The organism is Methylobacterium sp. ME121, assembly GCF_000974725.1.
In the GTDB taxonomy this organism is placed as follows: domain Bacteria; phylum Pseudomonadota; class Alphaproteobacteria; order Rhizobiales; family Beijerinckiaceae; genus Methylobacterium; species Methylobacterium radiotolerans.
Genome location: NZ_BBUX01000009.1, coordinates 1 through 25,817 on the forward strand (window position 1 = coordinate 1; position 25,817 = coordinate 25,817).

Consider the following 25,817-nt stretch of genomic DNA (forward strand, 5'->3'; position numbering starts at 1 on the left):
ATGGCTACTTCGCCGAATACGAAGAGATGTCCGTGATTTGTGGAGAGAACATGGTTGAAACCTCAAATCATCGATAAGAAGACGCTTGTCACACCAACACCAATCAGTGAAGATTATTAGGTCTTGGTAGCTATTAGGAAATTGCCGGCAGCGAGCTCCGACATCGCGGAAGGGCTGATAGCGTTGAGAAACTTCCACCAAGTCGGACTCTGTTGATCGAGCGCTATTAATTCCTTGACGGTCATTTCTTCAAATTCGGTCCGTAGTTCTGCATCCTCGATGCGCAGCGCCATCACGGCCAGGATCCACCAAATCGTGTATGCCGGCGTTTGATTGATTAGTGTTTCCGCACTGTCGATTCGGAAGCCGGAATCCTGGAAAACGCTTGTCAAGCCTTCGCGCGTTGCATTGAAGAAATGCGATGGATAGCCATGAACAGGTTGGAGGAATGGCAAATCAATCCACACGCGGCCGCCCGGTTTTAGCATGCGGTGCATTTCTTGGATGACTAGCCAGGGTTTGCGAGTGTGTTCTAGAACGGCGAAACATCCGATGCCGTCGAGAACGCCGTCGCGGATCGGGTAAGTGCAATCAGGGGCTACGATCAGGTCTGCCGATCGCGAAGGGTACACCTCCAAGTAGAGGCAATTATCAAACATTTTCTCGCGGAAGCCGCAACCGATGTCGAGATACAACTTTTCTGGGTTCGTAGCTAATTCGTGATCGAAGCCACCATACCCCGGGTTGGCACTTTCATTGACGTAATCACCAATATCAAAATGTTGTTCACTTGTTATAATTGGAAATGTCTCAGTTGGATCCTTGTCGAAAGGCGACTTAAGTACGTGTTTGAAGCGCAGGAATTTTTTGCCGCGATTCTTTGGAAGGTTTTTGAATTGGCTTCTGCCTTCCGCGCGGCCACAAAGATTAAAATGTAAACGTGGCGAAACTCGCGCGGCAGCAACATCTGGGTTCGCGGCCAGATAGGCATATTCGTTAAAATTCTCGTCAGTGACTAGTTCTTTCGAATGATCGTCGGACACTCGAACACCTTTCTCTGCACCAGAGAGAGTCGCCTCCGCACTCGCTTTCCAAGCCCCTCCTGAACGACCGACAGCAAGCCAGAAAGATAGCGGCGGCGCACAACCATAAGGTGACGTCGCGTATCACAGAGGTGTTCAACTTGTCGATCAGGTTAATTTCCCGACTTGCTATTGACAGCTTCGCCGAGTGGTCACCCGATCCGCATCAGGGCCGTGGGATAATTTCTCACATTGCTGGGAAGATTCTGATTTTTCGCTCAGCTCGACCAGTATGGGGCGTTTCCGCAAGGGTGTGGTGACTGAGGCTTTGGGCGTGCGTGGAGCCGGGTGTCGTGCGAGCGCTGGGCGCGCGGATCCACTCGTATCCGGCGGAACACGGCGTTCCTGACCAAGATGCCTCATGCAAGGCGAACCGGGTGAAGACGCCGGACCCATCTTTAGCGACGGCAGCAAACCCCGTCGAACTCCGGTCACACACCTGCCCTGCTCGCCCGACCTGCCGTCGATGGGCCCAGCGGACGGACCTCGATCCTCATGCTGTCAGGATGTCAGACCTCCTTGGCGACTTCAACGATGCGGAGGGCGCGTTTGATGAAGCTGGAACTGGGTGGCTTGTAGGTTGGGTTGGCCAGTTCGGGATTGGCTTCGTGACGCTGGCGCAGAATCATCTCAAGCGAGAGCTCATTGAGTACGCGCTGCAGGCGGCCATTATAGGCGGCGTTGAAGCCGCGCAGCACGATCTCCAAGTCGGCGTGGCTGTAGACCGTGGTGCCGAGCACCTCCCGCTGGACGCGGCCGTTGAAGCGCTCGACCATGCCGTTTGTGTGGGTGTGTAGGGGCGCGGCTTGCGATGCTGCACAGCGTGCCGCTCGCAGGCGGCGTCGAACGCATCGGCCGTGAAGCAGGAACCGCGGTCAGTGAGCACGTGCGTGACCTTGAACGAAAAAAGCCCCGAGGGCGTCCGAGAGAAAGGCCACCGCCGAGGCGGTGGTCTCGTCGTCCTTGACGGCGAGATGCACGTAGCGGGAGGCGCGGTCGACGGCGACGTACAGGTAGCGTTTGCGCGAGACGCGATCGCGATCCCGCAGCTTGGGCAGGTGCTTCACGTCGACGTGCATGAAGCCGACCTCGTAGTCCTTAGAAGCTGCCGTGCGGCTTGTGGGCCTTCTCGGCCGGCGGCAGCCGGTTGAGACCATCGGCTTTGAGGATGCGGTAGACCGCATCCCGGTTCGGGTGTGGCAAGAAGTGGCTGACGACGAAGGTCAGCGCGTCGACGGGAAAGCCGGTGGCGCGGCGGAGCGCACACACGATGGCGCGCTCCTCATCGCTGGCGCGCCACGCGAGCTTGTGGGGGCCGCGCCGAGCGGCCCTGACACGCGTCGAAACCACGTTTACGCCACATGCGGATGATCTCGGTGGGCACACCGTAGCGCTTGGCCAGAACGCCAGAGCTCTCGTGTGAGCAGGCGATCTCGGCGCGCACGTCTGGGGTTGTGCGGGCCAGGGGGTGGATGGCGAGCATCAGCGGGCTCTCCTGGCAGACTGGCGGCGCATACCCGCGAACCGCCACGCATAGCATTTGATTGCCCACCGCGCCGCATCCCAACGACGTCCCGCAACCAAACACTTAGGCTACGGGACGAAGCTGCGTCTGACCTGGAACCCGTCGGTTGAGGAGTTCGCGGCGTGGCCCGGCCAACAGGCTTAAGGTCTCCTGCGGATCGGGGGACACACTGTATGCCAGATTTCCGCTTGCCCCTGTACCTACTTCCGCCGTGATCGGGTGGCTCGTTAGGGTTGTGGGTGCTTCTGTGATCGCGGCAACAACAGCCGTGGTGGGATAGGGTGGAGAGATGACTCAGGGACTGTCGCGAGTTGCGGACCTTGCGCGCACCGTCAAGACGACTGTGCGCAATCTCACACTGGGCCGTGATGACGCGCTGCCTGTCGCGCCAGAGCCACCACGCGGTCCTCCCTATGTTGTCGATGCGGACGTGCCCGTCGATATCGGCTGCATCAAGGTGTTCCGCGCTGAAAGCTTCCCTGAGTCAGGTCCGAGCCCGTGGCTTGATCAGCCCGATGCCGCGGAGATCATCGAGCGACGCGTGGCGCGACGGGACATTACCCCGAAGCAGGCTGAGATCTGCCGGTACTGGGAAGAGCACGGCTACTACGTCCTGCGCGGCGCGATCGATTCCGACACGATTGACGAAGCCTGGGGCGCCTACGAAGCCGCGATCGCGCGCGGCGACCTGACGCTCGCCCCCGAGAAGGCGGCACCGGACGATCCGCATCCGGGCCGCTACCTCAACCCCCATCTGAAGGTTGAGGAACTCGACCGACTGCTGAAGCATCCCGTGCTGATGAACTTCAGCAGCATGGTGCTGGGCCGTCCGGCGATCCCGTTCCAGACCATCGCATCCCACAAAGGCAGCCAGCAATCCGAGCACTCGGACTCGATCCACATGACGACCTACCCGCTCGGCTATCTGGCCGCCTGCTGGGTCGCCATGGAGGACATCCACGCTGATGCGGGGCCGCTGGTCTACTATCCCGGCACCCACCGCCTGCCGTACCTATTCAGCCACGACGTCGGCATCTCCACGGATGACTTCCGCGAGCGCGGCTATGGCGCCTACGTGGATCGCTACGAGCCGGCGATCAAGCAGGAGATCCGGGAGCACGGGGCGACGCCGGCCTACTTCACGGCGCGCAAGGGCGACGTGCTATTCTGGCACGCGAATCTGCTGCATGGCGGCTCCGCGCGGGCGGACATGCAGCGCTCCCGCAAGGCGCTGGTGCACCACTACTTCGCGGAAGGCTGCGTCTGCTACCACGACCTGTCGGCAACGACTTCGGCGGTGCACGGCCCTGTCGAGAGCCTGCCGACCTGCGGCGCGTCCAGCCCTGACATCGCGATACGGGGCAAGATCGCATCGTAGCTTTCGTGTCAGATCGAGCTGTGCCAGATGGAGAAGTCGTCGCGAGGGTGCGCGCGATGATCGCCTCCGACGAGGACATGCAGGAGGACTGGGATCTCGCCGTCGAGCTGCGGATCTCGGATCCGATCGTGAGGAAAGCAGTCGCAGGCCTCGCGCTCCTCGGTGTTGTCCCCAGCGGCCGGTGATGCCCGGGCGCTCGTCACCCGCGCAAACGAGTTAGTGCAGTGAAGTTTTCCCTCACTCTTGCTCTGGCGCTCCTGGCCTCGCCAGCCGCGGGGCAGACTTTCACCCTACCCTTCTCCAAAAGCGTCGCCAATTCCGGCCAGCCCGGACTCCAGGGGATGCCGTTGTTCCTGTCGAACAGCTTCGGCGGGGCGACCTTCGATGATCGCGCGACCTTGCGCGTCGATCGGGACGTCGAGACCGCGTCGGGCGGCGGCAAGCCGTGGTGGACCTACAAGGCCTTCTGGGCGAACACGACGACGAGCTACGTCTCGCCCGGCTTCGAGTGGACGATCACGGGCGAGCTGAATAACCGCTCACGCAAGAGTGCGAACGCCCAGAACGTGGCCGTGAATGGTACGGCCTGGAAGAAGCCGACCGACAACGGCGAGGAGACCGGCACGACCTGGGCCGGCAACTTCAACTGCGTCGACCAGACGGGCAAAGCCTCGCCGACCACGTCGTGCATCGCGCTTGAACTCGATATAGGCGGTGTAGTCGGACCGGACCCGAACCGGCAGCGCGTGCTCTCACACGCGGGCGGCGGCGGCGAGCCCGGCAGCCACGTGGCCTACGGCTACATGGTCTCAACCAGTCAGGGCGTGACCATCGACCGGGCCTTCTCGACGGCTAACGTCGGCTCGACGTTCGGCATAGGCCTCGACCTCGCAGGTGCCTCATTCAGCGGTGCCGCGATCCTGATGGCGCCTGGGCAGTGGATCGGTCTCGACGGCAACGCGGACGGGAAGTTCAGCCGCTTCCTTGGCTTCAACCCGGTCGATGGCTCGCTGACATACATGACCAGCGGCGGCCCGATGATTAGGATCGCCGACGACGGCGCGGCCTATGTTGGCCGGCTCGTCGAGACCATCCCCCATGTTCCGGCTTCGTCGAGCGCCCCGTGCGTCATAGGCGAGCGCGCCTGGGATCAGAGCTACGAATATCGCTGCGTCGCGCCGAACCGCTGGAAGCGGGCCGCTCTGAGCGATTGGTAGGCAGTCAACACACCGGCACCGGCCCGCGCGGCTGAAGCGCCCCAAGCCCTAACTGAAGATACTGGTGCTCCTGCGTCTCTCGGTGCGAGCTGCTCTCGGGTGCCGCGCCGCCGACGGGTCGCGCTTCGGCCAAGACGCGCTCACCGCCGCGCACAAGACGCTGCCGTTCGGGACACGTGTGCGGGTCACCTGCGCCGCCACGGGCCGCTCAATCGTGGTCCGGACCACGGACCGCGGCCCATTCATCGCTGGGCGGGCGATCGATCTCTCGTGGCATGGGCCATCGGCCTGTCGGGTGTAGGCGCGTCCGCCTCGTGGAGGGCACCCTGTTTGACCGGACAAGCAGCGGGGCGGTTTAGGCAGTCCGGCTGAGGTACCCTCGGGGAGAGAGCATGCGCAGGCCGGAGTGCGGGTGGATCGTGTTGTAGTCCTAGAACCAAGCCGGCAGAAGCCGCATCACGGTCTCGGCGTCGGCCAAGATGGCCAGGCGGACATAGTCGCGCTTGAGCGTCTTCACGAACGCCTCCACGATGCCGTTGCTTTGCGGCGAGCGCACCGGGGTGAACAGCAGCCGTAGGCCGAGCGCGGCGGCCGTCCGCGCTGTCTCCTTGGCGATGTAGGCGGAGCCGTTGTCGGACAGCCACTCGACCGGGTGCGGGGTCTTCGTCGCGCCGAACCGGCGCTCGCAGCAGGCGATCATCAGGTTGCAGACCATCTCGGCCGAGACGCCTGCCATGGTCGCCGACCACACCATGTTCTCTCGGTCGCACACGTCGATGGCAAACAGCACGCGGACGACCGCACCGTCCCGGCAGCGCAGTTCGAGGTGATCCGAGCTACCCGCTCCACGTTCGAGCGCAACGCCACCACGGTGCCGTCGTGGGTGCGGCCGGGACGACGGGCGGTGTGCGGCGCGAGAGTGAGCCTGTTCGCCTGCAGGATGCGCGGCCCCCGCTTGGCACTGCCGCTCGCCTCGCCGCGCGAGCGCAGGGCCCGGTTCACGTGTGCGGTGACGCGGCGATAGCCGTAGCTGGGGCGGGCATCGACGATCGCGCGGATCGTCAGCAGCAGCCGTGCATCCTCGGGCTTGTGGTAGAGGCCGCGCGGCCGAACAGGTCGACTCAGGCGCTCGGCCAGGTGGGAGCGGGCCACGCCGAGCGTGTCGGCGACCGCTTTCACCGCGAACCGCCCGTCGAACCGCTCCAGGAGCTGAGCGGCGAGGTCGGTTTTTTTGTGCGCGCGAGGTCGAGCGCCTCCTTCAGGATCTCGACTTCCATGGTCTTGCGCCCGAGCAAGCGTTCGAGGTCGCGCACGCGCCGCTCCAGCTCGCGAACCCGGCTGGGTCCAACGACCTCCTCGTCGGCGTGCATGGCCTGATGACCGCCCTCCAGCATGCGCCGCTTCCACGAGAACAGCAGGCTGGGCGAGAGGCCGTAGCGACGGGCGACGAACGACACGGACGAGCCGGGCTGCTGGCTCTCCTCGACGAGGCGGATCTTCTCGGTGGTGGACCAGCGCCGTCGACGCTGAACGCCGGACAGGATCTCGCCGTGCACCGGCGGGGCGGTCGGATCGGATGACATAGCCTTACCCATAGGCCAACGCCTATGCCTTCGTGAGCTATGCCACCTGTCCGGTCAAAACGAGGTGCGGTTCACCTCGCCATCTTCGGCCGGCCCTCAACACCCGAAGACCGCCATGGCCACGTCCACCGACGGGCGCGCGTTCGCGGGCCTGGACCGCGCCAAGTTCTTCCCCGCGCTGAAGCCGATGTTCGGCTCATACACGCAGGCGCAAGTCGACAGGCTCAACCACCTGCTCGCCGTGTTCCTGGCCTACGCGTTCGTCCTGGACCGGCGCCTGCTCGCCTACATCATCGCGACCTCGTTCCTCGGCACCCGGCGACGGATGCAGCCGGTCTGCGAGGGGTTCGCGACCACGGATGCCGGCACGCGCGCGGCGGTGGCGAAGCTGTTCGTCCGCGACGTGATCAGCCGCGGCTACACGCTGCCGAACGCCCGAGGCCTCAGCTTCTTCGGCCGCGGCGACGTGCAACTCACCTTCCAGGACAACGATGGCCGGATGGGCATGCTGCTCGGCGTGCCGCTGGCCGGCCAACCTGGATCTCGCTGTGCACCGGCTGGACGCTCGGAGCAGGTGACGTAGCCTACCCATAGGCCAACGCCTATGCCTTCGACAGCTATGCCGCCTGTCTGGTCCAGACGAGTTGCGGTTCAGCCGTCCGTATTAAGTCACTGCGTGTGGGATTGGCACTGTCCGATTGCTTGTGCCGCGGTGCCGAACACAGAACGTCGTACCTATCGCTTCGCAGACGTAAGAGGCTTGGTGATGGCAGCCGGGGTAGCCACAACCCGTCACATCCATCCGCTTATCCCTCCCCTCGACAGCCGGCCGCGGACCCTTCGTCATGGGAGCGGCCTGGATAGGAGTGGGGGATTGATGTGTGGATTTTTCCAGGATTATAGGGGACTGAACCTCGGCGCCCTCGCCCTGCTGCCCTTCAGTCCCCCTCACCCGTGCCGATTCAGTCCCCCCAGCCAGGCGCGGTTCGGTCCCCTGTATAGGAGCTTGTTCGGTTCCCACTTTGCTACGACTGAGGCCAGCGAAGCGCGTTTGGCGGACGAGTTCTTCCAAATCGCTCTTCAGATAGGGCATGCCACCTTCGGAGAGCTGGACAACGAGCGAGTCAGGATCCGGCGAGGTGCTCCGACGCGTAACGGATTTCTGACCATGGTCCTCCGCACGGCGCGCCGGCTCATAGGTTGACGTTGGCGCGGCCTTCGGAACGGCTATAGGTTCACCGACAGCGGCAGCCGGCCCCGTTTTTGGTTTAGTGCCTTTGGGAACTCCGCCGTGCGGTGCACGCACCTTGCGCCGAGCTGTGCCTTCATTCCACTTCGGGTAGATGTGCCGCATCGATTTGCCATTGCGCGGCTCCATGATGGAGAGGATGTGTCCGTTCCTCTCAAGCTGACGCAGCCCCTCAATCACGGCCGACGGACTGACACCCAGGGTCGCGGCCATTCGACCGTTTGTGCGCCAGCACGCGGCGGTCTTCGAATTGAAGGCATCGGCCAACAGAGCGGCCATACGCACGCCCGGCAAACCAATGCCGTCGCCCGAAATGACGTTGACCAGCCACGGGCCGATCTCACTCCATTTCTGTCCCTGCGAATATCTGATGATGCCTTCCTTGGACTCGCTGAACGGCATATGCCAGCCTCCTGATGGGCCGACTGCCGGCCCGGTCAGAAAGTGCTGAAGAGCGACGAAAATCGCTCGCGGTGGCGGAGACCAGGCAGGCGCAGGTGCTGGCGTAGGGGCTTAGGATACTCGCTCACTCAGCAGTCAGGCCTGTGATGCGCGTCCAGGCCTTCTGCGTCGAGATATGGCACTGAAAGATCCAGTTGCCCGGTCGCCCGTCATCGGGCTCCGCGCTCCAGCCGCCGCCGAGAGCCTTGAGGAGATGCTGGATGGGTTGGTTCGTCGCGAACTCCTCAGCAAGTTGCGCCTCGTCGAAGACGACGTGAGCGTGGCCCCATTCCAGGGCGAACAACAAGCGATCGCGAGTCTGGCCCATCGGAAATGAGCCGCACGAAGCCTCGCGTCCCGCGCGCACGCGGTCGAGGCTCACGATCTTCGCGGACTGCGCCACTGACAAATCCTTCCCGGATGCGCCATCAGGATCTCGGCCCGGACCATGTTCCGCTTCCAGGCGAACGTATCGGTGGTCAGCCCCTCGGCCGCGCTCGCGTTCGTGCGCAGCGTCTCGACGATGTCTAGGATCCAGCCCTTCGCGAGCGCGCAGCCCTTGGTTACCAGATCCGCGAGTACGGCGTCGACCGCGGCATCGATCTTTTGGTCGGTGACCTCGGCTGCCTTGCGCAGCTCGAAGACTGTCGCAGGTTCCTTGGCCATCACATCCCGGCTGCTGGTGGGGTAGATGGTGGGGCGGAGGCGCAGGCCTCAGAAATTTGTCAGCAAAATCAGAGCAGGTTGGCGGAGGGAGCGGGATTCGAACCCGCGATACCGTTTCCGGTATACACACTTTCCAGGCGTGCGCCTTCAACCACTCGGCCACCCCTCCGTCCGCGAACCGGGCACCCGGGCGCGCACGCGGCGCGCCGGGCGCGGCCAGGGCCGCGCGGTGCCGTGCTGTTAGCCGGGTGCGCCGTCCGGCGCAAGGCGCTGACGGCCGGGCGATGCGAAAACCGCCCGGCCGCGTCCCTCACCCCTCGGCGTCGTCGAGGTGGAAGCGGACATGCTCCACGTTCGCCCGCTCGAAGGCCTGCATCACGTGCTGGTAGGAGCGCTCCATGGCGTTGTCCTCGACCCCGGGGCTATCCTCGGGCTTCAGCACGAACATCAGCAGCGAGCGCCCGGTCACGTCGTAGCCGGAGCCGAACTTGAAGCTCTCCACGTCCTGGCTGTCGGGCAGGTTGGTGTCGAGGAGCCGCGTCCAGGCGACGCCGCCGACCGATTCCGGCAGCGTGAACGTCACGAGGTCGTGGTAGGCGTTGAACATGATCAGCAGCGTCGCGTCCCCGCCGCGGCGGTGCAGGCCGGTGGCCTGGGCGCGCCCGTCGAGCTGGACCGCGAAGGCCCGGGCCTCGCCGTCCGACCAGTTCTCGCCCGCCATCTCGCTGCCGTCCGGCCGCAGCCACGTCACGTCCTTGACGCCGAACTCCTCGTCGTACTGGCCGGTGAGGAACCGCCCGCGGCTCAGGATCGGCAGGGCGTTGCGCAGGATGATCAGGCGCTGGGTGAACTCGGCCAGATCCCGCTCCTCGTCGCCAATCGCTCCCCAGTCGAGCCAGGAGACCTCGTTGTCCTGGCAGTAGGCGTTGTTGTTGCCCTTCTGGGTCCGGGCGAACTCGTCGCCCGCGAGCAGCATCGGCGTGCCGCGGGACAGGAACAGGGTCGCCAGCATGTTGCGCATCTGGCGCAGGCGCACCGCACGGATCTCGGGATCGTCCGTCGGGCCCTCCACCCCGTAATTGTACGAGAGGTTGTGCGAGTGGCCGTCGCGGTTGCCCTCGCCGTTCGCCTCGTTGTGCTTGTCGTTGTACGAGACCGTGTCGTGCAGGGTGAAGCCGTCGTGGGCGGTGAGGAAGTTCACCGAGGCCCAGGGCTTGCGCCCGCGCTTGTTGAACTTGTCGGCCGAGCCCGAGACGCGTGCCGCTAGGTCCGGCAGCAGCCCGCCGTCGCCCTTCCAGTAGGCGCGGACGTCGTCGCGGAACCGGTCGTTCCACTCGGCCCAGCCCGGCGGAAAACCGCCGACCTGGTAGCCGCCCGGGCCGCAATCCCACGGCTCGGCGATTAGCTTGACGTTGTTGAGCACCGGGTCCTGCCGGCAGGTGTCGAGGAAGCCGCCGCCCTCGTCGAAACCGTAGGGCTCGCGGCCCAGGATCGTGGCGAGGTCGAAGCGGAACCCGTCCACCTGCATCTCCTGCGCCCAGTAGCGCAGGGAGTCGGTGACGAGCTGCAGCACCCGCGGGTGCGACAGGTTGAAGGTGTTCCCGGTGCCGGTGTCGTTGATGTAGTAGCGCGGATCGTTCGGCAGCAGCCGGTAGTAGGAGGCGTTGTCGACGCCCTTGAACGACAGGGTCGGACCCTTCTCGTTGCCCTCGGCGGTGTGGTTGTAGACCACGTCCAGGATCACCTCGAGGCCGGCGCCGTGGAAGCGCGAGACCATCTCCTTGAACTCGGAGAAGGCGAAGTCCGGCACCGCCGCGTAGCGGCGCGCGGGGGTGAAGAACGAGATCGTGTTGTAGCCCCAGTAATTCACCAGGTCCTTCTGCTGCAGGTAGTCGTCCTGCACGAAGGCGTGGACCGGCAGCAGCTCCACCGAGGTGACGCCAAGGCTCTTGATGTAGTCGAGCACGTCCCGGGTGCCGAGGCCGGCATAGGTGCCGCGCAGCTTCTCCGGCACCCGCGGGTCGAGCTTGGTCATGCCCTTGACGTGGGTCTCGTAGATGATCGTCTTCTCCCACGGGACCAGCGGCTTCTGGTGCCGTCCCCAGGTGAAGGCCGGGTCGATGACGCGGGAGCGGCGCGTGTAGGGGGCGCTGTCGCGCTCGTCGAAGGTCAGGTCGTCGCCCGTCTCCATCTGGTAGCCGAACAGCGCCGGGTTCCAGGTGATCGAGCCGACGAGCCCCTTCGCGTAGGGGTCGATCAGCAGCTTGTTGGGGTTGAAGCGATGACCGGCCTTCGGCTCGTAGGGGCCGTGGACGCGGTAGCCGTAGATCGTGCCGGGGCGCGCGTCGGGCAGGTACCCGTGCCAGATCTCGTCCGTGTACTCGGGCAGCTCGATCCGCTCGATCTCCTGGTCGCCCTGGTCGTCGAACAGGCAGAGCTCGACCTTGGTGGCGTGGGCCGAGAACAGCGCGAAATTGACCCCGAGCCCGTCCCAGGTGGCGCCGAGGGGATAGGGGCGGCCTTCCTGGATGCGCGAGCGGGTCGCGCGGGCCTGCGATGCGGGACGACGGGAATCGGACATGGACACTCCGGAACGCGACCCGCACGGCCACGTGCCGCTGCGGGGAGCCCCTGGTGAACGTGCCGAAAACAGCGAAGCTCCCGCATCGCCGCAAAAATCGCGGGGGGGCGTGACGACCGTCCCGCGCTCAGTTCGAGGCCGCGGCCGTGAAGCTCCGGTCCACGGCCCGCCCGACATCGAGGGGCTTCGACAGGATGCCGTACCGCGTCGCCCGGTCCGAGGCCGCCTGAACCTCCCTCACGACGTCCGCGTCGAGCGCGATCGGGCTGGTCCGCTGCGCCGTGTAGGCCGCACGCAGGACGTCCTCGGGCAGCTTGGTCAGCGCGGCCGTGTTCCGAGCGTAGGCGTCGAGGTGGTCCAGCGACCAGAGCCGCGCCCGGCTCAGGCGGCTCAGGAAGTCCTGGAGGGCCGCCCGCTTGGTGGCGATGGCGCTGTCCGTGGCGACGACGAAGGTGATGGTCGGCGTGAGGCCCGCGCCGTCCGCGATCGGCCGGGCCCTGTCCTTGAGCGTCGCGAACGCGACGTAGGGCTCCCAGACCGCCCAGGCATCCACCGAGCCGGCCATGAGCGCGGCCTTGGCGTCGACCGGGTTGAGCGGCGCGAACGTGGCCTCGGACGGCGCGATCCCGGCCTTCTCCAGCGTCGCGCTGATCAAGAACTGGCCCCAGCCGCCGCGGGTGCCGGCGAGTCGCTTTCCCTTCAGGTCGGCGGCCGAGCGGATCGGCGAATCCGCGCGGACCAGGATGGCCTGCGTCCGCGGATCCGACTTGGTGCCGCCGATCGCCTTGATCGGCGCCCCGGCCGCGACGGCGGTGAGGAAGGAGAGGTCGCCGGTGTAGCCGACATCGAGGGCGCCGGCGTTGAGCGCCTCCAGGATCGGCGCGGCGGCGGGGAATTCCGACCACTCGACCCGGTAGGGCAGATCCTTCGCGTCGCCGGCGATCTCGAGGAGCGACCGGTTCCCGCCCTTCTGGTCGCCGACCCGCAGGACGACCTCCTCCGCGCGGGCGGTCACCGCGGCCAGCGTCGTCATGGCCAGCGACAGTGCAGCGGCGAGCAGCGCCCCGGCGAGCCGGCGGCCGCCGGGACGCGCGTGAGATCCGATGAGCATGAGGCCTGCCACGATCCGCTGCCCGAGTTGTGCGGGACTGTTCTGTGGATGGCCGATTTTATGCTTGCCGCCAGGACGGTCAACGAAAAGAAAATCTGTATTGTCCGCGGTCGATGCGCGAGATGACATCCGATCGACCCGCGGGGGGAGACGAATGTCTCCCCCCGCGCGCCGCGCCGGTCAGCGGGCGGGTGGGAACGCGTCCGCCAGGTAGGCCCGCACGAAGCCCGGCATCCGCGCGGCGTCGATGTCGTCGCGGCCGCGCACCACGTGCATCCGGGCGAGTTCCGGCTCGGCCTCGGCGCCGAGATGGTCGGCGATCCGGGCCACGAGCCGCGCGGCCGGCTCGGGGAAGCGCACCGGCCGGAGGAAGGCGAGCTGGCCCTCCCCCTCCAGCAGCACCCAATCCGTTTCGGCCTCGTCCGGCAGCGCGAGGCCGGTCTCCTCGGCGAGTTCCCGGGCGGCGCTGCCGGTGAGATCGACCTGCGCGCCGCGCACGTCGTCCGGATCCGGGGTGCCGCAGGGGAAGTACAGCTGGCCGGCATTGGCCGTGTGGGCGCCCATCTCGCCGAGCAGGACGGCGCCGTCCGCCGTCCAGGGCACGATCGCCGCGAAGGCGTTGGCGATGCGGGCCTCGGCGTGGGGCACCTCCCGGTAGTAGGTGAAGGTCGCGTAGCGCGTCGCGAACAGGTCGAGTCGGGCGACCCCGTCGGCGACGGCGTGGTCGCAGCACAGCAGGACGGTCCCGTCGAACATGCCGGGGCTGCGGCGCAGCCGGGCCTGCCAGTGGGCCGCGATGGCGGCTTCGTGCGCCCGGGGGAAGGCCCAGTCGTGGTCCACGAACCGCGCCGCCACGTCCGCGACGCGGGTGATCCGGAAGCCGTCGGAGAAGCCGTCAGAAGAGCGTTCAGACATGCAGGGTGCCGTCCGATAGGATCACGGCGGCGCCGCCGATCTCGACGCCCTGCAGGGCGCCGGCCGCGACGGTGAGCTGGAGCGCGATGTCGCTCGGCCGTCCCATCGCCTCGCCCTGGCGGATCGCCACGTCGTGGGTGCCGTCGCCCAAAGCCTCGAACTGCATCAGCACCCCCGCGAAGGCGGAGGCCGCCGAGCCGGTGGCGGGGTCTTCCGGCACGCCGACATTCGGCGCGAACATGCGGACGCGCCAGCTCTGGCCGGCGCCTTCGGGATCCGGGGTGTATAGGTAGAGCCCGTCGGCCGGATCGGGCGCCTGGGCCGTCCGGGCGGCGTCGAGGGCGGCGATCGAGGCCACCGGCACGCAGGTGAAGGTCGGGCCCACGCCGTGGCGGCTCGGGGCGTGCCGGCCGGTGCCGATGTCGCCGGGCTGGAGGCCCAGCAGCGGCGCCAGCGCCGCGGGATCGGGACCGGGCCCGAGGTAGTCCGGCAGGACCGGGAGCCGGAACCGGGCCCGTCCGCCGGTCCCGTCCGCCAGGGTCTCGACCACGCAGGGGACGATCCCGATCCCCTCCTCCAGGCCGAAGGCCCGGGCGTCGCCCCGGGTCGGGTCCTGCAGCGCCAGCAGCACGGCGGTGCCGACTGTCGGGTGCCCGGCGAAGGGCAGCTCCCGGGCGGGGGTGAAGATGCGCAGCGACGCCCGGTGCCGGGCCTCCCGGGGCGGGAGGACGAAGACCGTCTCCGACAGGTTGAACTCCCGCGCGATGGCCTGCATGGCGGCGGTGTCGAGCCCCTCCGCGTCGAGCACCACGGCGAGGGGATTTCCGGCGAGCCTCTGCTCGGTGAACACGTCGAGGGTGACGAAGCGGCGCGCCATCGTGTCGATCCTTGCTGCTCTCTGCGGACTTGAGCGGAGCGGTTTGCCCGGGGGCGCCTCAGACCGCCTCGACCGGAAACCGCGCGCTCGGGTTCACGTACTCCTCCTGCGCGGCCACCGTCAGGATCTCCCGCGACCCCGCCTCGGCGGTGCGCTTGAGCAGCCCGTAGATCGAGGCCGCCGCCGCGCCGAGCGCCGCCTCGGCCGAGCCGGTCCGGGCGTAGTGCACCAGGAACAGCGCCGCGATGCAGTCGCCGGCCCCGTTGACCGCGATGGCGAGCCGCGGCGTCCGGACCCGGAACACCCGCCCCTCGGCGCCCGCGAGCAGGTCGATGCTGTCGGCCGGCGTGTCGGCGCAGAGCGCCGAGGTGACCAGCACCACCCGCGGCCCGCGCGCCCGGAGCGCCGCGATCGCGGCGCTGGCCTCCGCCAGGGTGCCGCTCGGCAGGCCGGTGAGCAGGCCGAGCTCGAACTGGTTGGGGGTGAGGATGTCGGCGGCCGGGACCGCGCGCTCGCGCAGGAACGCCTCGATGCCGGGCCGCACGTAGACGCCCTCCTCGACGTCGCCGATCACCGGGTCGCAGCAGTAGAGCGCCCGAGGGTTCGCCGCCCGCACGGCGTCCACCGCCTCCAGGATCGCGGCGCCGATCTCGGCCGAGCCCATGTAGCCCGTCAGGACCGCGTCGCAGCCGCCCAGGACCCCGCGCTCGCCGATGCCGCGCACCACCTCGCGGATCATTGCCGCGTCGAAGACGGGGCCGCGCCACGCGCCGTAGCCGGTGTGGTTGGAGAACTGCACCGTGTGGACCGGCCAGACCTCGACCCCGAGCCGCTGCATCGGGAACACCGCCGAGGCGTTGCCGACATGGCCGTAGGCGACGTGGGACTGGATCGACAGGACGTTCAACGCGGGACTCGCTCGTTGTCCCGCTACGGTTAGCCGGTTCCCGCGCCGGCCGCACCCCTGTCCCTTGCCGCCCTCCCCCGCGCGCCTCAGATGGGACCGACCCTCCCCCTGCCCCCTGAGCCCCGTTCGGAGCCCCATGGACATCGAAGCCCTGCGCACCTCGACCCTCGCCTTCGTGGAGGCGCACAAGGCCTGGACGCCCCTCATCGCCGGCGGCCTCGCCTTCTGCGAATCGATCGCGATCCTGTCGCTGTTCGTCCCGGCGACCGTGATCCTGGTCGGCATCGGGGCCCTCGTCGGCGGCGCCGACATCCCGTTCTGGCCGGTGGTGATCGCCGCGGCGCTGGGGGCCGCCCTCGGCGACTGGATCTCCTACGAGGCCGGGCGCTGGTTCGGGCCGGGGGCGAAGACCAAGTGGCCGCTGCGGCGCTATCCCGAGCTCATGGCCAAGGCCGAGGCCTTCATCGGCCGCTGGGGCATCGCCGCGGTGGCTCTGGGACGCTTCTTCGGGCCGGCCCGCGCCCTGGTCCCGCTCTTCGCCGGGATCCTCGGCCTGGCGCGGCTGCCGTTCCAGCTGGCCAACGTCGCCTCCGCCCTGGTCTGGGCCTTCGTGCTGCTGGCCCCCGGGGCCGGGCTGCTGACGTGGCTCGACCGATGACCCGGCGCGACCGCTGATGCGCCGCTTCCCGCCCGAGCGGATCGTCTGCCTCACCGAGGAGACGGTCGAGACCCTGTACCTCCTGGGCGCGGAGGACAGGATCGTCGGCGTCTCGGGCTACGCGGTGCGCCCGCCCCGGGTCCGCCGGGAGAAGCCGCGCGTCTCCGCCTTCACCAGCGCGGACATCCCGAAGATCCTGGCGCTGGCGCCGGACCTCGTCCTGGCCTTCTCGGACCTCCAGGCCGGCATCGTCGCCGACCTCGCCCGCGCGGGCGTGGCGGTCCATCTGTTCAACCAGCGCGACGTGGCGGGCTGCCTCGCGATGGTGCGGACGCTCGGCGCCCTCGTGGGCCTGCCGGAGCGGGCCGAGACCCTGGCGGCGGGCCTCGAGGCGCGGCTGGCCGCGGCCGCCGCGGAGGTGCGGGACCGGCCGCCCCCGCGCGTCTACTTCGAGGAGTGGGACGCGCCGATGATCTCCGGCATCGGCTGGGTCTCGGACCTGATCGGCCTCGCGGGCGGCCGGGACGTCTTTCCGGAGCTGAGCCGCCAGCCGGCCGCGAGGGACCGGATCGTCACCGCCGAGCAGGTGATCGCGGCCGCGCCCGAGGTGATCCTCGCCTCGTGGTGCGGCAAGCGGGTCAACGCCGAGCGCATCCGCTCCCGACCCGGCTGGGCGGCGATCCCGGCGGTGCGCGACGGGCGCATCCACGAGATCAAGGCGCCGCTGATCCTGCAGCCCGGCCCGGCCGCGCTCACCGACGGGTTCGACGCAATCCGGGCTTGCCTCGGGTGAGCGCCGCTGGGCGATGCCGTGGGGCGATGCCGCGCCGCAGGTGACGGACCGGGCGCGACTTGGCAGGATGTCCCGATTCGGTACAGACGCACCCGCAGACGCATCCCCCGAGCTCGATGTCCGCCACCCTCGGCCTTCCCGATTCCGCGCCCCCGTCCGTCGAGGCGCTGCTGCCGCCAGACCGGCGGCAATCGCCCACGGCCCTGCGCATCCAGCGCGGCGTGCGCCGGCTGTTCTCCGAGATGGGCTGCGTCACCCTGCCGGAATTCTCCCTCGTCAACGGCCGCCGCGCCGACGTGATCGCGCTCTGCGGCGCCGGCAAGCTCACCATCGTGGAGATCAAGTCGAGCGTGGCCGATTTCCGCGCCGACCGTAAATGGCCGGATTACCGCGACTTCTGCGACCGGTTCTTCTTCGCCATCCCCGAGGACGTGCCCGAGTCGCTGATCCCGGAGGAGTGCGGCCTGATCGTCGCCGACGCCTACGGGGCCGGGATCCTGCGGGAGCCGCCGGAGCACCCGCTGAGCGGCGCCCGCCGCAAGGCCGTGACGCTGCGCTTCGCCCACAGCGCCGCGCGCATCCTGCACGCGCTGGCCGACCCGGGGGCCGTGCGGGAAGGGGCGCTGTAGGGCGCGGCCCGCACCGCGACCCTGGGCGGCTCGGTATTCATCCGACCCGGAAACGTCCTAGAACGGCCGCGCTTGCCGGAGTTCCGGCGCCGAGACCGATCGATGACATCCGTCGCCCTGTTCGAGCTGATCCTCGGCCTCCTCGGCGCGGCCCTGCTGCTGTCGCTGGCGGCCGGGCGCCTGGGCTTCCCGCCGGCCGCCGCCCTCGTCGTCGGCGGCATGGCGCTGGCGGTGGCGCCGGGCCTGCCGGCCTTCGATCTCGACCCGGACCTGATCATGGTCCTGTTCCTGCCGCCGCTCCTGCTCGAATCCGCCTACTTCACCGTCTGGCGCGACTTCCGGGCGAGCCTCGGCCCGATCCTGTCGCTGTCCCTCGGCGCGGTCCTGTTCACGACCCTCGCGGTCGGGCTCGTCGCCCACGCGGTGGTGCCGTCCCTGCCCTGGGCCGCCTGCTTCGCCCTCGGCGCCATCGTGTCGCCGCCGGACGCGGTGGCCGCCAAGGCGGTGCTGGCCCGCGTCGCCCTGCCCCGCCGGATGATCACGGTCCTGGAAGGCGAGAGCCTCGTGAACGACGCCTCGGGCCTCGTGCTCTACCGCTTCGCGGTGGCGGCGGCCCTGACCGGCAGCTTCAGCAGCGCCGCGGCACTCGGCAGCTTCGCGTGGCTCGCGGTGGCGGGCGTCGCGGTCGGGATCGCCTGCGGGGTGGCGGTGACGCTCGTGATGCGGCGGATGCACGACGCCAACGCCATCACGGTGCTGAGCTTTCTCGCCGCCTACGTGGCCTACCTCGCGGCCGAGGAGCTCCACGCCTCCGGCGTCCTGGCCGTGGTGGCCTGCGGCCTGATGATGGGCGGCCGGGAGCACGAGACCTTCGACGCGCATGCCCGCCGCCATTCCGTGGCGGTGTGGGAATTCGTCGTGTTCGTTCTGGAAGCCCTGGTCTTCGTGCTGATCGGGCTGGCGCTCCGCGGCGTGCTGGCCCGGACCGGCGGCCAGCTGGGGGCGCTCTCGGCCGAGATGCCGCTGGCCCTCGCGGTCACCGCGACCTGCGTCGTCGCCCGCCTGCTCTGGGTCTTCCCCGCCGTCTACCTGCGGCGGCTCCTGTCGCCGCGGTTCCGCGCGCAGGAGCCCTCCCCGAGTCCGGCCGTGCCGCTGATCGTCGGCTGGGCCGGCATGCGCGGGGTCGTGACCCTGGCGGCCGCCCTGGCCCTGCCGGTGGACTTTCCCGGCCGCGACGCGATCCTGGTGGCGGCCTTCGCGGTGATCCTGTTCACCGTGCTGGTGCAGGGCACGACCCTGGGGCCGCTGATCCGCAGCCTCCGCCTCGACCCCGCGGCGCACCTCCCCGACGGCCATCTCGACGCGCCCATGGCCCGCGTGGTCGTGAACGAGGCCGGACTCGCCGCCCTCGAGGGTTTGGTGTTCCCCGAGACCGGGGCGCTGCAGCACCCGCGCCTCGTCGAGGAGTATCGCCGCCGGGTGCGGGCGTCCTCGCGGGACCGCGACGAGCGGACGGCGCTGGAGGCCGAGAAGGCCGAGCACTTCGCCGCCGCGCTGCTCGCCGTGCGCTCAGGCCGGTCGGCCCTGATCGACCTGCACCGGCAGGATCGGATCCACAGCTCGGTGCTGCGGCAGCTGGAGACGGAGATCGACCTGGAGGAACTCCATCTCAAGCGTCTCGCCGGGACCGCGCCGGCCCACGGCTAGGCGATGTCGGCGCGGCCGCGGCCGTCGACGGGCCGTCAGTGGGCGGCGCAGCCGTCCGCCGGCTGGCCGTAGCCGCTGTAGACGACCCGCACCTTGTGCCGGCAGGCCGGCTCGGCCTTCGGAGCGGCCGCCACGGGGGCGACCTCCACCGGCTCGACCCGCAGGGTCGCGGCCACCGGCTGGTCCTCGGAGGTGGCGAGCGCGCGGCTGGCGCTCATCACGAACGGCGTGGCGGCCAGCGACGAGATGGCGAGCGCGGCGAAGACGGCGATGTTCTTGCGGCCGAAGGTGTTGCGGGTGCGAGCATTGTACATGACGAGTGGTCCGACGTCTTGTGTTCGGCAGCGCTGAGGTGCCGAGATCCCCTGTTGCGCTGATAACTTGGCCGTCAGCTCGGCGGTTCCGGTTTATTGCCCAAAAACCGCCACGCTTGGGTGTCCCGGCGCACGCGGGGCGCCGGCGCTCAGAGGATCCTGCGGTACTGCACGAAGCCCGACTTCTCGGCGATCCGGTCGTAGAGCTGCATCGCGTCCGCGTTGGTCTCGTGCGTCAGCCAGTGGACGCGGGAGCAGCCGGCGGCCTGCGCGGCCGCGTAGACGTGCTCGATCAGCCGGCGGCCGATCCCGAGCCCGCGGGTGCCGTCCGCCACGAACAGGTCCTGGAGGTAGCAGTAGTCGCCGATCGTCCAGGCCGAGCGGTGGCGGATGTGGTGGACCAGGCCGACCGCCTCGGCGCCGCGCCAGGCCAGGGCGCCGTCCACCGGCTCGGCCGGATCGTTGAGGCGCTGCCAGGTCGTGTCCGTGACGGCCTCCGACAAGTCGACCTTGTAGAAGGCTTGGTAGCCCCGCCAGAGCGGCAGCCACGCATCCCGGTCGCCGGGGCCGATTGGGCGAATCGCGACGCTGCTGTCCATGATTGTCTCCGGCTGTCTCCGCGGGTCCGGGGCGATCGGACCATCATCCGGGCCGGGCAGGCAACCCGGGCCGCCGGCGCCGCAGATCCCGGGCGTCGCCTCGCGCCCGATGCCCGCCGCCTTGCACCCCCGGCCGCCCGCACCTAAACCGGCCCGCCGGCGGCCCCAGCCGCCGCGCGATCCCGAGCCGCCGAGACCGATGTCCCAGAAAAAATCCTTCCAGGGTCTGATCCTGACGCTTCAGGAATTCTGGGCGGCGCAGGGCTGCGTGATCCTCCAGCCCTACGACATGGAGGTCGGCGCCGGGACGTTCCACCCGGCCACGACCCTGCGGGCGCTCGGCCCGAAGCCCTGGAAGGCGGCCTACGTCCAGCCGTCGCGCCGGCCCAAGGACGGCCGGTACGGCGAGAACCCGAACCGGCTCCAGCACTATTACCAGTTCCAGGTGATCCTGAAGCCGAACCCGCCCAACCTGCAGGAGCTCTACCTCGCGTCGCTCGCCGCCATCGGCGTCGACCTCCAGCTCCACGACATCCGCTTCGTCGAGGACGACTGGGAGAGCCCGACGCTGGGCGCCTGGGGCCTCGGCTGGGAGTGCTGGTGCGACGGGATGGAGGTCAGCCAGTTCACCTATTTCCAGCAGGTCGCGGGCTTCGAGTGCGCGCCGGTGGCGGGTGAGCTGACCTACGGGCTGGAGCGGCTCGCCATGTACGTCCAGGGTGTCGAGAACGTCTACGACCTCGACTTCAACGGCGCCGAGGGCGCCGACCGCATCACCTACGGAGACGTGTTCCTGCAGGCCGAGCAGGAATATTCCCGCCACAACTTCGAGGCGGCCGACACGGCGATGCTGTTCCGCCAGTTCACCGACGCGGAGGCCGCCTGCCGGTCCTACCTCGATGCCGGAGCGCCGGCCGCTGAAGGCGAGCGCCACCGGATGGCGCAGCCGGCCTACGACCAGTGCATCAAGGCGAGCCACGTCTTCAACCTGCTCGACGCGCGCGGCGTGATCTCGGTGACCGAGCGCCAAAGCTACATCCTGCGGGTGCGCGAGCTGGCCAAGGCCTGCGGCGCGGCGTGGCTGAAGACGGCGGCCGGCGGAGCCCCTTGAGCCCTCGCGCGTTGCAACCCCCGCCAACCGGCGCGCCTCGGCGCGTCCGCAGACGCGGGAACCTCGTGATGAAGAAGACGATCCTCGCCCTCAGCCTCCTGGGATTCGGCCTCGCCCCCGCGCTGGCGGCCGATCCCGGTCCCGAGGCCACGGTGAAGAAGCTCTACGCCGAGCCGCACCCGAATCACTCCTCCGTGTACTCGAAGCGCCTGCAGGGCTTGTTCGACGCCGACGCGAAGCAGGCCAACGGCGCCACCGGCAACCTCGATTTCGACTACCGCCTGAACGGCGAGCCCCTGAAGCCCGACACGGTGAAGAACCTGACCTTCAAGGAGGCCACCGAGGGCAAGGACCAAGCGAAGGTCACCGTCGAGCGCAAGGGCGGCAACGGCGCCAACGTCATCGTGTACGATCTCGTGCGCGAGGATGGCGGTTGGCGGGTCTCGGACGCCCACGCGATCGGCGACCGGAAGTGGCAGCTCTCGACCATCCTCAAGGGCGAGTCGCGCTGAGCCCCGCGCGCCGACCCTCGACAGGGGTGCGGCGCGGCGATATGGCCGCGCCATGCCCGACCTCCTGCTCGAACTCCGCTCGGAAGAGATCCCCGCCCGCATGCAGCGGCGCGCGGCGGAGGATCTCAAGAAGCTCGTCACCGACGCCCTTGTGGCGCGCGGCTTCCTGTACGAGGGCGCCCGGGCGTTCTCGACGCCCCGCCGCTTGGCGCTGCACATCGCCGGCCTGCCCGCCCGGGGCGAGGCCGTGCGCGAGGAGCGCCGCGGCCCGCGGGTCGGCGCCCCCGAGGCGGCCGTCCAGGGCTTCCTGAAGGGCGCGGGGCTCGCGAGCCTCGATCAGGCCACGACCGTCACCGACCCGAAGAAGGGCGAGTTCTACCTCGCGGTGATCGAGCGGCCCGGCCGCGAGACGCTCGACGTCCTGGCCGAGCTCCTGCCCGAGATCGTCAAGAGCTTCCCCTGGCCGAAATCCATGCGCTGGGGCGCGGCCTCGGCCGAGCCGGGCTCGCTGCGCTGGGTGCGCCCGCTGCAGTCGATTGTCGCGACCTTCGGGCCCGAGACCGAGACGCCGGAGGTGGTCCCCGTCTCGGTCGCCGGGATCGCGGCCGGCACCGTGACCTACGGCCACCGCTTCCTCGCCCCCGAGGCGATCGAGGTGCGCCGGTTCGACGACTACATTCAGGCGCTGGAGCGCGCGAAGGTCATCCTCGACGCCGACCGGCGCAAGGACGTGATCCTGCACGACGCCCGCGACCTCGCCTTCGCCCGCGGCCTCGACCTCGTGGAGGACGAGGGCCTGCTGGAGGAGGTGTCGGGCCTCGTGGAGTGGCCGGTGGTGCTGATGGGCTCGTTCGACGAGTCCTTCCTCGACATCCCCGCCGAGGCGATCCGCGCGACCATCCGGGCGAACCAGAAGTGCTTCGTGCTGCGGAAAGGCGGCTCCGAGGACCTGGCGCCGGCCTTCATCCTGGTCTCGAACCTCGTGGCCACCGACGGCGGCCAAGCGATCACCGCCGGCAACGAGCGGGTGGTCCGGGCGCGGCTCTCGGACGCGAAGTTCTTCTGGGAGACCGACAAGGCGACCCGCCTGGAAGACCGGCTGCCCAAGCTCGACGCCATCGTCTTCCACGAGAAGCTCGGGACGCAGGGCGAGCGCATCGCCCGCATCGCCGCCCTGGCGAAGGACCTCGCGCCGCTGGTCGGCGCCGACCCGGCACTCGCGGAGCGCGCCGCCCGCCTCGCCAAGGCCGACCTCGTCACCGAGATGGTCGGCGAGTTCCCCGAGCTCCAGGGCCTGATGGGCCGGAAATACGCGGCGCTCCAGGGCGAGCACGACAGCGTCTGCGCCGCCATCGAGGAGCACTACAAGCCGCTCGGCCCCTCCGACCGGGTGCCGACCGATCCGGTCTCCATCGCGGTGGCGCTCGCCGACAAGCTCGACACGCTGGCGGGCTTCTGGGCGATCGACGAGAAGCCCACCGGCAGCAAGGACCCGTTCGCCCTGCGCCGGGCGGCGCTGGGTGTGATCCGGCTGATCCTCGACCGGGGCCTGCGCCTGGCCCTGCTGGAGCAGGTCGGCGCGGCGGATCGCGGCCTCGCCGGGCGGGCGGGCGCCGACGCGCGGGACCTCCTCGGCTTCTTCGCGGACCGCCTGAAGGTCTATCTCCGCGACCAGGGCGCCCGCCACGACCTGATCGACGCCGTCTTCGCCCTGCCCGGCCAGGACGACCTGCTGATGGTCGTCCGCCGCGTCGAGGCGCTCGCCGCCTTCCTCGACACCGAGGACGGGAAGAACCTGCTCGCGGGCTACAAGCGCGCGGCCAACATCCTGCGGATCGAGGAGAAGAAGGACGGCCGCGCCTACGATTCCGCGCCCGACGCCGCCCTCGCCGCCGCGGGTGAGCCGGCCGAGCGGGCGTTGGCTGAAGCCCTGGCGAAGGCGCGGGAGACCGCCTCGGCGGCCGTCGCCCGCGAGGATTTCTCAGGCGCCATGCAGGCGCTCTCGACGCTGCGCGCGCCGGTGGACGCGTTCTTCCAGGACGTGACCGTCAACGCGCCCGACCCGAAGCTCCGCGAGAACCGCTTGGCTCTGCTCAACGCGCTGCGCGCCGCGACGCGGGAAGTGGCGGAGTTCGCGAAGATCGAGGGGTGAGCGTCGGCGCACCGAGCGCAGGATCTGGCGCAAGTCCCCCTAGAGGGGACTTGCGCCTCGTACCGACCCTTGAGGCTCCTCACCCGTGATCGTGCCCGGCATGGTCGTCCGGCTCGGGCAGGGTCAGGCCGAAATGGCTCACCAGATCGGCCACCTGCCCGGGGCTCAGCTGACGCGGGTTGAGGTTGCGCAGGAGCAGGTAGAGCTTGGCGGTCTCCTCCAGCTCCTCGGTGGCGAAGACCGCGCCCTCCAGGCTGTCGCCCGCCACCACCGGTCCGTGATTGGCGAGCAGCACCGAGCTGTACTTCCCGGCCAAGCCCCGGATCGCGTCCGCCACGGCCGGGTCGCCCGGGCGGTAATACGGCACGAGCGCCGTGCCGCCGGTCCGCATCAGGTAGTAGGGCGTCAGCGGCGGCAGCACCTGCCGCGGGTCGATCTCAGGCAGCATCGACACCGCCACCGCGTGGGTCGAGTGCAGGTGGACGATGGCCTTCGCCGCGCTCCGGCTCTCGTAGAGCGCGCTGTGCAGCGGGATCTCCTTGGTGGGCTTGTCGCCGGAGACGAGGCGCCCCGCATCGTCGAGCCGCGAGATCCGCGCCGGGTCGAGGAAGCCGAGCGACGCGTTGGTCGGCGTCACCAGCCAGCCGCCGTCGGGCAGGCGCAGCGAGATGTTGCCGGACGAGCCCGGCGTCAGCCCGCGCTCGAACAGCGAGCGGCCGTAGCGGCAGATCTCCTCGCGCAGCCGGCTCTCGTCGCTCATGCGGTCGCTCCCTCGATCAGCTCGAATCCGAGATCGATTGTTTTCGGGCCTTCGCCGGTCAGGCAGGCGGCGGCCCGCCGACCGATCTCCAGGCGCGGCGTGCGCACCGTCGACAGGGGCTGGGGCATCGCCGCCGCGAAGTCGAGCCCGTTGAAGCCGAACAGCGCGATCCGCCCCGGCACCGCCAGCCCCGCCGACAGGCAGCCGAAGTAGCCGCCGAGCGCCATGTCGTCGTTGGAGAAGTAGACCGCGTCGAGATCGGGCACGCGCGCCAGCAGCGCCTCCAGGCCGGCTCGGCCCGAGGCCGGCGAGGACGGCCCCGGCCGGATTTCCCTGCCCCAGAGCGCCAGCCCCGCCTCCCCCAGCGCCGCCTCGAACCCGGCGAGCCGCTTGCCCGCGCGCAGGTCGACCGCGAGGTCGTGGCCGAGATAGCCGATCCGCCGGTAGCCGCGCGCGACGAGGTGGCGGGCGCTCGCCGCCCCCACGGCCCGGTTGGAGAAGCCGACCACCGCGTCGATCCCCTCCCCGTCCGTGTCGATCATCTCGACCACGCGCACGCCCCCGGCCTTCGCCAGGGTCACGGTCCCGGGATTGTGCTCGAGCCCGGTGAGCAGCAGCGCCGCCGGCCGCCAGGACAGGAGCGCGGCCACGAGCGCCTCCTCCCGGTCTGGATCGTAGTCGCTCACCCCGATCACGCAGGGGATGCCCTCGGCATCCAGGGCCGCGGTCAGGCCGCGCAGCAGGTCGGGGAAGACCACGTTGGCGAGCGACGGGATGACGACGCCCACGAGCCGCGCGCTCGCTCCCTGGCCGGCGAGGCTGCCGGCGAGGCGGTTCGGCACGTAGCCGAGCCGGGCCACCGCCTCCGCCACCCGCTCGCCGGCGCGCTTGGAGTAGGAGCCGTGGTTGCGCAGGACCCGCGAGACCGTGCTCTCGCCGACCCCGGCCTCGCGGGCGACGTCGGTGAGGGTGACGAGCCGCCCCGGCGGCTGGATGTCGTCCATGGCCCCGCTCTCCCGGCGCGGTTTTTTTTCCACGACGCCCGTCGAA

General features: G+C 69.1%; 24 protein-coding genes, 1 tRNA gene and 3 pseudogenes. 12 read left to right on the top strand and 16 right to left on the bottom strand.

The features are described 5' to 3' along the window. Window positions 1-116 precede the first annotated feature (116 nt). The gene (locus ME121_RS33465) at window positions 117-1,043 is read right to left on the bottom strand and encodes a methyltransferase domain-containing protein (RefSeq protein WP_143739299.1); all 927 of its coding nucleotides are present in this window, start codon (window positions 1,041-1,043) and stop codon (window positions 117-119) included. Between the two features lie 548 nt (window positions 1,044-1,591). Next, window positions 1,592-2,565, bottom strand: a pseudogene (locus ME121_RS08720) (DDE-type integrase/transposase/recombinase). A gap of 331 nt (window positions 2,566-2,896) precedes the next feature. Between ME121_RS08720 and ME121_RS08725 the strand changes: the two are divergent. The 4 genes and pseudogenes from ME121_RS08725 to ME121_RS33475 all read left to right on the top strand — a co-directional run. After that, window positions 2,897-3,985, top strand: a complete 1,089-nt coding sequence (locus ME121_RS08725; RefSeq protein WP_053622762.1) for a phytanoyl-CoA dioxygenase family protein — start codon at window positions 2,897-2,899, stop codon at window positions 3,983-3,985. A 56-nt stretch (window positions 3,986-4,041) separates the two neighbouring features. Beyond that, entirely contained in the window at window positions 4,042-4,170 is a 129-nt protein-coding gene (locus ME121_RS33470) for a hypothetical protein (protein WP_280951376.1), read from the top strand. A gap of 39 nt (window positions 4,171-4,209) precedes the next feature. Continuing rightward, on the top strand, window positions 4,210-5,202 hold the full coding sequence (locus tag ME121_RS08730) for a hypothetical protein (RefSeq protein ID WP_089231561.1): 993 nt from the start codon (window positions 4,210-4,212) through the stop codon (window positions 5,200-5,202). A gap of 97 nt (window positions 5,203-5,299) precedes the next feature. Continuing rightward, window positions 5,300-5,503, top strand: a pseudogene (locus ME121_RS33475) (septal ring lytic transglycosylase RlpA family protein); the annotation flags it as partial. A 54-nt stretch (window positions 5,504-5,557) separates the two neighbouring features. On the opposite strand, the pseudogene ME121_RS08735 reads toward ME121_RS33475, so the two are convergent. Continuing rightward, window positions 5,558-6,797, bottom strand: a pseudogene (locus ME121_RS08735) (IS3 family transposase). A gap of 103 nt (window positions 6,798-6,900) precedes the next feature. Between ME121_RS08735 and ME121_RS08745 the strand changes: the two are divergent. After that, window positions 6,901-7,368: a lysozyme family protein gene (locus ME121_RS08745; protein WP_059408677.1), complete on the top strand. Its 468-nt coding sequence runs from the start codon at window positions 6,901-6,903 to the stop codon at window positions 7,366-7,368. 81 nt (window positions 7,369-7,449) lie between these two features. Here the strand turns inward: ME121_RS08745 and ME121_RS33480 are convergent, their stop codons facing one another. From ME121_RS33480 to pdxY, 9 genes are all read right to left on the bottom strand, one after another. Then, on the bottom strand, window positions 7,450-8,436 hold the full coding sequence (locus tag ME121_RS33480; protein WP_143739300.1) for a helix-turn-helix domain-containing protein: 987 nt from the start codon (window positions 8,434-8,436) through the stop codon (window positions 7,450-7,452). Between the two features lie 124 nt (window positions 8,437-8,560). After that, a complete protein-coding gene (locus tag ME121_RS08750; protein WP_053620847.1) occupies window positions 8,561-8,878 on the bottom strand; it encodes a hypothetical protein in 318 nt (105 codons plus the stop codon). Further along, window positions 8,854-9,141, bottom strand: coding sequence for a hypothetical protein (locus tag ME121_RS08755; RefSeq protein WP_053620848.1), 288 nt, complete (start codon window positions 9,139-9,141; stop codon window positions 8,854-8,856). The genes ME121_RS08750 and ME121_RS08755 overlap by 25 nt, the downstream gene beginning before the upstream one ends. 79 nt (window positions 9,142-9,220) lie before the next feature. After that, window positions 9,221-9,310, bottom strand: a tRNA-Ser gene (locus ME121_RS08760). A 141-nt stretch (window positions 9,311-9,451) separates the two neighbouring features. Further along, window positions 9,452-11,722 carry a glycogen debranching protein GlgX gene (gene glgX / locus ME121_RS08765; protein WP_020092480.1) on the bottom strand — a complete coding sequence of 757 codons (2,271 nt, stop codon included), beginning with the start codon at window positions 11,720-11,722 and terminating at the stop codon, window positions 9,452-9,454. 127 nt (window positions 11,723-11,849) lie between these two features. After that, the gene (locus tag ME121_RS08770; protein WP_029361059.1) at window positions 11,850-12,833 is read right to left on the bottom strand and encodes an ABC transporter substrate-binding protein; all 984 of its coding nucleotides are present in this window, start codon (window positions 12,831-12,833) and stop codon (window positions 11,850-11,852) included. Between the two features lie 180 nt (window positions 12,834-13,013). Then, window positions 13,014-13,748, bottom strand: coding sequence for an NUDIX hydrolase (locus tag ME121_RS08775; protein WP_053620857.1), 735 nt, complete (start codon window positions 13,746-13,748; stop codon window positions 13,014-13,016). Further along, window positions 13,741-14,625 carry a PhzF family phenazine biosynthesis protein gene (locus tag ME121_RS08780; protein ID WP_024830712.1) on the bottom strand — a complete coding sequence of 295 codons (885 nt, stop codon included), beginning with the start codon at window positions 14,623-14,625 and terminating at the stop codon, window positions 13,741-13,743. Before ME121_RS08780 ends, ME121_RS08775 begins: the two co-directional genes overlap by 8 nt. A 58-nt stretch (window positions 14,626-14,683) precedes the next feature. Further along, entirely contained in the window at window positions 14,684-15,532 is an 849-nt protein-coding gene (gene pdxY, locus ME121_RS08785) for a pyridoxal kinase PdxY (protein ID WP_059408678.1), read from the bottom strand. A gap of 136 nt (window positions 15,533-15,668) precedes the next feature. Between pdxY and ME121_RS08790 the strand changes: the two genes are divergently transcribed. The 4 genes from ME121_RS08790 (at window position 15,669) to ME121_RS08805 (ending at window position 19,319) form a co-directional block, all read left to right on the top strand. Continuing rightward, a complete protein-coding gene (locus ME121_RS08790; protein ID WP_012318145.1) occupies window positions 15,669-16,190 on the top strand; it encodes a DedA family protein in 522 nt (173 codons plus the stop codon). Between the two features lie 16 nt (window positions 16,191-16,206). Then, window positions 16,207-16,983: a cobalamin-binding protein gene (locus tag ME121_RS08795; RefSeq protein WP_059408679.1), complete on the top strand. Its 777-nt coding sequence runs from the start codon at window positions 16,207-16,209 to the stop codon at window positions 16,981-16,983. Between the two features lie 116 nt (window positions 16,984-17,099). Next, window positions 17,100-17,612 carry an MmcB family DNA repair protein gene (locus ME121_RS08800; RefSeq protein ID WP_012318143.1) on the top strand — a complete coding sequence of 171 codons (513 nt, stop codon included), beginning with the start codon at window positions 17,100-17,102 and terminating at the stop codon, window positions 17,610-17,612. Window positions 17,613-17,714: 102 nt separating this feature from the next. After that, complete coding sequence (locus ME121_RS08805) at window positions 17,715-19,319, top strand: Na+/H+ antiporter (RefSeq protein ID WP_059408680.1); 1,605 nt, start codon at window positions 17,715-17,717, stop codon at window positions 19,317-19,319. A 35-nt stretch (window positions 19,320-19,354) separates the two neighbouring features. Here the strand turns inward: ME121_RS08805 and ME121_RS08810 are convergent, their stop codons facing one another. Together ME121_RS08810 and ME121_RS08815 are read right to left on the bottom strand one after the other, a co-directional pair. After that, window positions 19,355-19,633 carry a hypothetical protein gene (locus ME121_RS08810; RefSeq protein ID WP_059408681.1) on the bottom strand — a complete coding sequence of 93 codons (279 nt, stop codon included), beginning with the start codon at window positions 19,631-19,633 and terminating at the stop codon, window positions 19,355-19,357. Window positions 19,634-19,782: 149 nt separating this feature from the next. Next, complete coding sequence (locus ME121_RS08815; protein ID WP_012318140.1) at window positions 19,783-20,232, bottom strand: GNAT family N-acetyltransferase; 450 nt, start codon at window positions 20,230-20,232, stop codon at window positions 19,783-19,785. Window positions 20,233-20,431: 199 nt separating this feature from the next. On the opposite strand from ME121_RS08815, the gene ME121_RS08820 reads away from it, so the two are divergent. From ME121_RS08820 to glyS, 3 genes are all read left to right on the top strand, one after another. Continuing rightward, a complete protein-coding gene (locus ME121_RS08820; protein WP_059408682.1) occupies window positions 20,432-21,343 on the top strand; it encodes a glycine--tRNA ligase subunit alpha in 912 nt (303 codons plus the stop codon). A gap of 68 nt (window positions 21,344-21,411) precedes the next feature. After that, window positions 21,412-21,855, top strand: a complete 444-nt coding sequence (locus ME121_RS08825) for a hypothetical protein (RefSeq protein ID WP_024830717.1) — start codon at window positions 21,412-21,414, stop codon at window positions 21,853-21,855. A gap of 52 nt (window positions 21,856-21,907) precedes the next feature. Further along, window positions 21,908-24,007 (top strand): glycine--tRNA ligase subunit beta, encoded by a 2,100-nt coding sequence (gene glyS, locus ME121_RS08830; protein ID WP_059408683.1) that lies wholly within the window; start codon window positions 21,908-21,910, stop codon window positions 24,005-24,007. A 79-nt stretch (window positions 24,008-24,086) separates the two neighbouring features. On the opposite strand, the gene otnC is transcribed toward glyS, so the two are convergent. Together otnC and ME121_RS08840 are read right to left on the bottom strand one after the other, a co-directional pair. Further along, a complete protein-coding gene (gene otnC, locus ME121_RS08835) occupies window positions 24,087-24,767 on the bottom strand; it encodes a 3-oxo-tetronate 4-phosphate decarboxylase (protein WP_059408684.1) in 681 nt (226 codons plus the stop codon). After that, a complete protein-coding gene (locus tag ME121_RS08840; protein WP_059408685.1) occupies window positions 24,764-25,771 on the bottom strand; it encodes a LacI family DNA-binding transcriptional regulator in 1,008 nt (335 codons plus the stop codon). The genes otnC and ME121_RS08840 overlap by 4 nt, the downstream gene beginning before the upstream one ends. Between the last annotated feature and the right edge of the window lie 46 nt (window positions 25,772-25,817).

Excerpts from the sequence above, each read along its gene's own strand:
- ME121_RS08725 (WP_053622762.1), top strand. The coding sequence starts at position 2,897 with ATGACTCAGGGACTGTCGCGAGTTGCGGACCTTGCGCGCACCGTCAAG.
- ME121_RS33470 (WP_280951376.1), top strand. The coding sequence starts at position 4,042 with ATGATCGCCTCCGACGAGGACATGCAGGAGGACTGGGATCTCGCCGTC.
- ME121_RS08745 (WP_059408677.1), top strand. The coding sequence starts at position 6,901 with ATGGCCACGTCCACCGACGGGCGCGCGTTCGCGGGCCTGGACCGCGCC.
- ME121_RS33480 (WP_143739300.1), bottom strand. The coding sequence starts at position 8,436 with ATGCCGTTCAGCGAGTCCAAGGAAGGCATCATCAGATATTCGCAGGGA.
- ME121_RS08755 (WP_053620848.1), bottom strand. The coding sequence starts at position 9,141 with ATGGCCAAGGAACCTGCGACAGTCTTCGAGCTGCGCAAGGCAGCCGAG.
- glgX (WP_020092480.1), bottom strand. The coding sequence starts at position 11,722 with ATGTCCGATTCCCGTCGTCCCGCATCGCAGGCCCGCGCGACCCGCTCG.
- ME121_RS08770 (WP_029361059.1), bottom strand. The coding sequence starts at position 12,833 with ATGCTCATCGGATCTCACGCGCGTCCCGGCGGCCGCCGGCTCGCCGGG.
- ME121_RS08775 (WP_053620857.1), bottom strand. The coding sequence starts at position 13,748 with ATGTCTGAACGCTCTTCTGACGGCTTCTCCGACGGCTTCCGGATCACC.
- ME121_RS08780 (WP_024830712.1), bottom strand. The coding sequence starts at position 14,625 with ATGGCGCGCCGCTTCGTCACCCTCGACGTGTTCACCGAGCAGAGGCTC.
- ME121_RS08790 (WP_012318145.1), top strand. The coding sequence starts at position 15,669 with ATGGACATCGAAGCCCTGCGCACCTCGACCCTCGCCTTCGTGGAGGCG.
- ME121_RS08795 (WP_059408679.1), top strand. The coding sequence starts at position 16,207 with ATGCGCCGCTTCCCGCCCGAGCGGATCGTCTGCCTCACCGAGGAGACG.
- ME121_RS08800 (WP_012318143.1), top strand. The coding sequence starts at position 17,100 with ATGTCCGCCACCCTCGGCCTTCCCGATTCCGCGCCCCCGTCCGTCGAG.
- ME121_RS08805 (WP_059408680.1), top strand. The coding sequence starts at position 17,715 with ATGACATCCGTCGCCCTGTTCGAGCTGATCCTCGGCCTCCTCGGCGCG.
- ME121_RS08810 (WP_059408681.1), bottom strand. The coding sequence starts at position 19,633 with ATGTACAATGCTCGCACCCGCAACACCTTCGGCCGCAAGAACATCGCC.
- ME121_RS08815 (WP_012318140.1), bottom strand. The coding sequence starts at position 20,232 with ATGGACAGCAGCGTCGCGATTCGCCCAATCGGCCCCGGCGACCGGGAT.
- ME121_RS08820 (WP_059408682.1), top strand. The coding sequence starts at position 20,432 with ATGTCCCAGAAAAAATCCTTCCAGGGTCTGATCCTGACGCTTCAGGAA.
- ME121_RS08825 (WP_024830717.1), top strand. The coding sequence starts at position 21,412 with ATGAAGAAGACGATCCTCGCCCTCAGCCTCCTGGGATTCGGCCTCGCC.
- glyS (WP_059408683.1), top strand. The coding sequence starts at position 21,908 with ATGCCCGACCTCCTGCTCGAACTCCGCTCGGAAGAGATCCCCGCCCGC.
- otnC (WP_059408684.1), bottom strand. The coding sequence starts at position 24,767 with ATGAGCGACGAGAGCCGGCTGCGCGAGGAGATCTGCCGCTACGGCCGC.
- ME121_RS08840 (WP_059408685.1), bottom strand. The coding sequence starts at position 25,771 with ATGGACGACATCCAGCCGCCGGGGCGGCTCGTCACCCTCACCGACGTC.